The sequence below is a fragment of the Chryseobacterium sp. VD8 genome, from assembly GCF_037149975.1.
GTDB classification, from domain to species: Bacteria; Bacteroidota; Bacteroidia; order Flavobacteriales; family Weeksellaceae; genus Chryseobacterium; species Chryseobacterium indicum.
On the sequence record NZ_JBBCQL010000251.1, the window covers coordinates 1 to 6,243 of the forward strand.

Sequence of the window (6,243 nt, forward strand, 5' to 3'; positions counted from 1 at the left end):
GGAATTCCGGGAGATTTACTGGTAATTATCGAAGAGGAAGTTGATAAAGTAATCAAAAGAGAAGGCGATAATCTTCATCAGGAATTGTATATTTCATTTGCTGAAGCCGCTTTGGGAACGAAAAAAGAGGTACCAACAGTCGGCGGAAAAGTGAAAATTACGGTGGATGCAGGAACGCAATCCGGAAAAATTCTGAGATTAGCAGGAAAAGGTCTTCCAAGCATCGACAGTTACGGAAAAGGAGATATGTTTATCCACATCAATGTATGGACTCCGCAAAAGCTGACAAAAGATCAAAAAGATTTCTTCGAAAAACAGATGAACAGCGGAGAAATGGTTGCGGAACCATCCGGCAAGGAAAAAACTTTCTTCGATAAGGTGAAAGATCTTTTCAATTAACTATATTTATAGAGGCTTTCTTTGAAAAGTCTCTTTTTTGAATTTTAAACTACTTTAAATTAAAAACCTGTACATATTTGTACGTATTGTAAAAATTTCACATGAACTACAAGCTTCAACTCCATACACCAGAATCTACGGCGAATCTTATTTTCAATATGATTACTTTTGATGCATTCAAGATTAATATTGTTGAGAGATATTTCGGACCTGCTAAAAAATCATGCGAGGTTTTATTTAAAGTAAGAACGCTGGATGACAAAATCGTAGAAAGAAGAGACGGAAACATGAGGGTAAAGATCAAAAATGAAGATCTTGAAACTTACAGACAACTGCTTTCTGTTCTGAAATCGTATGAATATAAAAATCATCTGATCAACAGAAAAAACGCAGATCAGGATTATGTGCATTTTATTCTGAGACTCGTGATCATGAATTATGATCTGAACTAGGTAATTAAATTATCTTCGAAATAAAAAATTCGCGGCTTCGTAGAAGCCGCGAATTTTTACTATTATTGATCAATTTTCTATGCGCGTTTCACTAAAGAGAACAGTGCTTTTCCGATTGTGAAAACAGCCACGGCAAGCAATCCTCCTGCAAGTCCCAGAATCACTTCTTTAAGAACCGTAAGTATTTTATCTGAAGACCATGATGGTAAAATATGGTGAAAATATTCTATTCGGTGAGCAAAAATTCCTCCGGCAACCATAATCAGGGCAATCGTTCCGATTACTCCTAAAGCTTTTATAACTATTGGAAGTGCTTTTACTAGCAGATGTCCTAATTTCCCGATAACCCCTTTGTCGTTACTTTTTCTGATCAGTTTAAATCCTGCATCATCCATTCTTACAATTAAAGCTACAATTCCGTAAACACCTACTGTTGCAATAAAAGCCACCAATGAGGTTACCAGAATCTGGGTAATAAAAGGATGACTTTCCTCCAAAACCGTTCCTAAAGCAATAATAACAATTTCAATAGACAGAATAAAATCCGTGGTAATTGCTGATTTAATCTTTGCCTTTTCGGTTTCTTCAGAATTCAGATCTTCTTCTTCCGCCTCTTCTACCACTTCATGACCCTTTTTATCCCTGTGAAACAGAAATTCTATAATCTTTTCTACCCCTTCAAAAGCAAGATACAGACCTCCCAAAATCAAAACATAATTAATGGCAGGCGGATACAGCCAGTTTAGCAGAAAAACAATCGGAAGAATAATAAGTTTGTTGATGAAAGATCCTTTTGTGATCGCCCAAAGTACCGGAAGTTCTCGAGAAGAAAGGAAACCAGTCGCTTTTTCAGCATTTACAGCGAGATCATCCCCTAAGATTCCTGCCGTTTTCTGAGTTGCTATTTTACTTGTAACTGCTACATCATCCATTAATGCAGCAATATCATCCAAGATCGCAAAAAAACCAGATGCCATAAAATTTTAATGTTTTTTTAATGTTTGTTAAAGGGCAAAAATAATTATTTAATTCGGTTTTTCTTATGACTGACCGAGCTTTATTTAAACTTATTTATCGCGTAGTTAATTAAGATTAATTATTTTAAATCTGTATATCAAATTGTATTCCTCATAATTTGTATATTCGTAATAATCATCAAAAAACTATGAAAAAGTAATTATGTAAAATCTTTTTCAATTAAAATAATGATTCGTAAAGATTTTCATTCAATATTTTGTAAAATATGCAATAAAGAATATTCTCCTGAAGAAATTATTTACGAAACATGGTCTCGGGGAGAAAGTTTATTTGCTTCGGAAGGAAAAACTTTATTATGTGAAAACAACCATTTTCTTTTCGGATATATCGAATGGAATTCATAACAAAAAATAAAATTTCTGGTATTATTAATTTTAAAATTTTAATTTTCTGTACTTTTATTCTATGAAAAAGCTGATTCTTTGTTATCATTTCTTTGTTTTAGGGTTAATTGGCTTTATTTTGAGTTCATGCAATACGAGAAAATTTAAAGTCTGGGTGGGAACAAATAACGAACAGAAAATTTACAATCTGAAGTACGGGGAATATAAAAGGCAAAAAGCAGATATTTTTCTTCCTTCGGATTATCCTGAGAACTCCCCTGTTGTTTTATTAATCCATGGCGGAGCCTGGACTCTGGGCAAAAAAGAACACATGATCCAGATTCAGAAAATGCTTTTTAAAAATAATATTCCGACCATTAATATGAATTACCGACTGGTTTCAAAATCAAAAAAAATCACGTACCGCGAACAGCTTGAAGACATTGATTCGGTGATTGCGAAATTCAATGAACTGGCTCAGAAAGCAGAACTTCAGCCTAACAATTATATTCTTTTGGGAGAAAGTGCAGGAGGCCATCTTGCTTTACTCTACGGTTATCAGAATCCTGATAAAGTAAAAAAGATCATTTCCTTAAGCGGACCGACAGATTTTTATTCTCCGGAATACCTGAATTCATTTTACTCCAAATATTCTTCACCCACCATCCAAAAAGTGGTGGGAACAAAATTCACGCGTGGAAACTTGTCTGAAGAATTTAAAAAAGCCAGTCCGATTGCCCATATTTCGAATGTTCCTACCCTTCATTTTCAGGGAAATCAGGATTTTTTAGTCAGTCCGAAACAGGGAATTGCCTTAGATTCTGCTTTAACGGCTCAAAATATACCGCATAAATTTATTTTTATGGAAAATACAGGTCATGCGCCCAGATTTTTTAGTAAGAAAAAAAGAGACAGTATCATTTATCCCAATATTCTGGAGTGGATTAAAAATTAATCTGGTAAATAACTGAAGAACTGCTTTTGCAGTCTCCCCTTATCCTTCAAAGAAAAATCTATAATGATTCAGCAAAAAAATAACCCGCTCAGATAAGCGGGTTAAATATATTTAAAATGAATTCTTAGTTGTCTTCTTCATCAAAATTATGATTCTCATACTTGGAGAAGTCCTGTTTCTTTCCGAATAAAAATTTGATAATAACCGGAACCGTTGTTATCAGAACAATCACAATAATAATCAGTTCTAATTTTTTCTTAAGATCAATTCCGAACTGATCGATGAATAATTTATCCAGATAATGTCCTGCAAAAATCAATAAAAACGACCAAAGAACCGCCCCGATGATATTATCTCTTAAGAATGCCTTTTTATCCATTTTTACGATCCCTGCCACAATCGGGGTAAATGTTCTTACTACCGGTAAAAATCTCGCCATAATAATGGCCAAAGCTCCGTTTTTCTCGAAAAAATCGTGCGCCTGATAAAGGTATTTCTTTTTAAACAACCATGTATCTTCTTTTTTATATAAAGCAGAACCTGTCTTTCTCCCAAAATAGTAACCTATTTCATTCCCTATAATAGCTGCCAGAGAAACTGATGCCGCTAAGATAAATGTATCGAAAAAATCGCTCCCTGTAGAGCCAAAAGTCTCTCTGATGATATCAATTGAATAAATCCCCGAAACGAAAAGCAATGAATCGCCCGGTAAAAAAAATCCTACAAAAAGACCTGTTTCGGCGAAAATGATAAACAGAATGAGCCAAAATCCTCCAAGCTTGATATAAAACTCCGGATTTAATAAATCTTTCCAGCTATTGAAATCTTCCATACATTTTGATAAGTAACAAAAATAGGATTAATAAACGTCAATCGGAAATTAATTATAAGATTTTAACGAAATTTAAACATCGTGCTACAATTCCATATCATCATCTGAAACAGCCGTTCCATCCGCCATCAGGAAAGCTTTCAGGAACGGAGTGATGTTTCCGTTCATTACAGAATCCACATCCGAAGTTTCGAATCCGGAACGCACATCTTTTACCAGTTTATAAGGATGCATAACGTAGTTTCGGATCTGGCTTCCCCACTCGATCTTCATTTTATTGGCTTCGATCTCGTTACGGGCTTTCATACGCTCTTCCAGTTCCATTTCGTATAATCGCGAACGAAGCAACTGCATTGCTTTTTCCTTATTTTGAAGCTGGGAACGCGACTCTGAGTTTTCAATGATGATTCCTGTAGGTGCGTGACGAAGACGAACCGCCGTTTCTACCTTGTTTACGTTCTGACCTCCTGCTCCGGAAGATCTCATCGTTTCAAATGAAATATCGGCAGGATTGATGTTGATTTCAATGGTATCATCCACCAAAGGATACACATACACGGAAACGAAACTCGTATGACGCTTCGCATTGGAATCGAAAGGCGAAATTCTTACCAGACGGTGAACTCCGTTTTCTCCTCTTAAATAGCCGAATGCAAACTCTCCTTCAATTTCCAGTGTTACAGTCTTTACTCCGGCAACATCCCCTTCCTGAAAGTTCAGTTCACGGATTTTATACCCTTGTTTTTCCGCCCACATGGTATACATTCTCATCAGCATTGAAGCCCAGTCGCAGCTTTCTGTTCCTCCTGCTCCTGCAGTAATTTGTAAAACCGCAGAAAGTTCATCCCCTTCATTGGAAAGCATATTCTTGAATTCAAGATCTTCGATTTTTTCTACCAGTTGAGGGAAAGTTTCGTCCAGTTCTTTTTCAGAATCAGGATCTTCCTTCGCAAATTCCACTAAAACCTGTAGATCTTCAAACTGGGTATTGATTTCATCATACGCTTCTACCCACTTCTTTTTGGAACGAAGTTGCTTCAGAAATCCTTCAGCTTCTTTAGGATTGTCCCAAAACTCAGGAGCTGCCGTTTTTTCATCATCATTAGAAATTTCTATCTTCTTTTTATCGATCTGAAGATATTTATGTAAATCATCAATTCTTGACTGAATTTCTTTTATCTGGTCGCTGTTAATCACGATTGTTTATTTTTTGCAAAAATACGGATAAAATTATGAGTGCAAATTTTTGTCCCGCAGATTTCGCGAATTAGTATAGATTTCTGCTGAAATACATCTTCAGTTTATATGTTGATATTCTTAGTTAATTCAAAATTCAAACACATCAGTCACCTAAGATTTTAAATCTTTCTTATCATAGAGAAGAACACATTAGTTTCTGAAAATCTTTGATTTTCTTCTTCGTTGATTTTTTATTTTAAAGTAATAAAACTAATGTGACTAAAATTAAATCATTTCCGCTACGATCTCCCCGGTTTTCGGAGCCAGCGCAACGCCCATTCCTGAAAGACGGACTGCGCAAAACTGTCTTTCTGAAAGCTGTTTTACAATCGGTGTTTTTTCGGCTCCCATTGCCATAATTCCTGACCAGCGATGAGCGATTTCAAAATGCTGATTGGGTGAAATCACTTCTTTCAAAAAATTTTCAAGATGATTCTGCAAAAATTTGGTGGTTTCAAAAGATGTGGTTTCTTCTGTTTTAAAATCCTGATTTCTTCCGCCTCCGAGTAAAATCCGGTTTCCGAGATTTCTGAAATAATAAAAACCTTCATCATAATGGAATGTTCCCTTCAATTTCAGATGTTCAATCGGTTCCGTTAGAATAATCTGTCCTCGAGCCGGAATAATTTCTTCTTTTTCTAAAAATTTTGAAGCAAAAGCATTTGTACAGTGAATTAACTGATCTGCCTTCACAGAAAGATTTTTTGAAAGATGAACTTCAATTTGATCTGAATGTTCCGTGATATTTTCAACTTCGGTTCCAAAGAGAAATTCAATTTTTAATTCATGACATTTTTCCAGTAACTTCTGAAGCAGTTTACCGGAATGCAGACTTCCTTCACACGGATTTTCAATGAGATATTGAGATTTTTCCAAACCGAATTCCTGAATTTTATGCTGGCTTAAAAAATAGGTTTCTTCAACATTGGTAATGGATTTCAGCTTCTGATTTACTTCATCCAGTTTTTGTAAAGGTTCATCATCATTAAGAATCTCGAAACCGCC

Annotated in this window: 7 protein-coding genes; 3 read left to right on the forward strand and 4 right to left on the reverse strand. The window is 35.4% G+C overall.

Features of this window, described 5'->3' with window-relative positions; all coding sequences use genetic code 11:
• On the forward strand, window positions 1–399 hold a 399-nt coding region (locus tag WFK35_RS19480; protein ID WP_336734027.1), incomplete at its 5' end, for a DnaJ C-terminal domain-containing protein.
• Window positions 400–500: 101 nt separating this feature from the next.
• The gene (locus WFK35_RS19485) at window positions 501–851 is read left to right on the forward strand and encodes a prevent-host-death protein (RefSeq protein WP_235131316.1); all 351 of its coding nucleotides are present in this window, start codon (window positions 501–503) and stop codon (window positions 849–851) included.
• 77 nt (window positions 852–928) lie between these two features.
• On the opposite strand, the gene WFK35_RS19490 is transcribed toward WFK35_RS19485, so the two are convergent.
• On the reverse strand, window positions 929–1,828 hold the full coding sequence (locus tag WFK35_RS19490) for a DUF808 domain-containing protein (RefSeq protein WP_336734029.1): 900 nt from the start codon (window positions 1,826–1,828) through the stop codon (window positions 929–931).
• Between the two features lie 466 nt (window positions 1,829–2,294).
• Here WFK35_RS19490 and WFK35_RS19495 point away from each other — a divergent pair, with 466 nt between their 5' ends.
• Complete coding sequence (locus tag WFK35_RS19495) at window positions 2,295–3,167, forward strand: alpha/beta hydrolase (RefSeq protein ID WP_336734031.1); 873 nt, start codon at window positions 2,295–2,297, stop codon at window positions 3,165–3,167.
• 124 nt (window positions 3,168–3,291) lie between these two features.
• Here WFK35_RS19495 and WFK35_RS19500 read toward each other — a convergent pair whose 3' ends face one another.
• The 3 genes from WFK35_RS19500 to WFK35_RS19510 all read right to left on the reverse strand — a co-directional run.
• Window positions 3,292–3,999 (reverse strand): DedA family protein, encoded by a 708-nt coding sequence (locus tag WFK35_RS19500; protein ID WP_235131320.1) that lies wholly within the window; start codon window positions 3,997–3,999, stop codon window positions 3,292–3,294.
• 84 nt (window positions 4,000–4,083) lie between these two features.
• Window positions 4,084–5,196, reverse strand: a complete 1,113-nt coding sequence (prfB, locus tag WFK35_RS19505; RefSeq protein WP_290266518.1) for a peptide chain release factor 2 — start codon at window positions 5,194–5,196, stop codon at window positions 4,084–4,086.
• Between the two features lie 267 nt (window positions 5,197–5,463).
• On the reverse strand, window positions 5,464–6,243 hold a 780-nt coding region (locus tag WFK35_RS19510; RefSeq protein ID WP_336734033.1), incomplete at its 5' end, for an NAD(P)/FAD-dependent oxidoreductase.

Excerpts from the sequence above, each read along its gene's own strand:
- WFK35_RS19495 (WP_336734031.1), top strand. The coding sequence starts at position 2,295 with ATGAAAAAGCTGATTCTTTGTTATCATTTCTTTGTTTTAGGGTTAATT.
- WFK35_RS19485 (WP_235131316.1), top strand. The coding sequence starts at position 501 with ATGAACTACAAGCTTCAACTCCATACACCAGAATCTACGGCGAATCTT.
- WFK35_RS19490 (WP_336734029.1), bottom strand. The coding sequence starts at position 1,828 with ATGGCATCTGGTTTTTTTGCGATCTTGGATGATATTGCTGCATTAATG.
- WFK35_RS19500 (WP_235131320.1), bottom strand. The coding sequence starts at position 3,999 with ATGGAAGATTTCAATAGCTGGAAAGATTTATTAAATCCGGAGTTTTAT.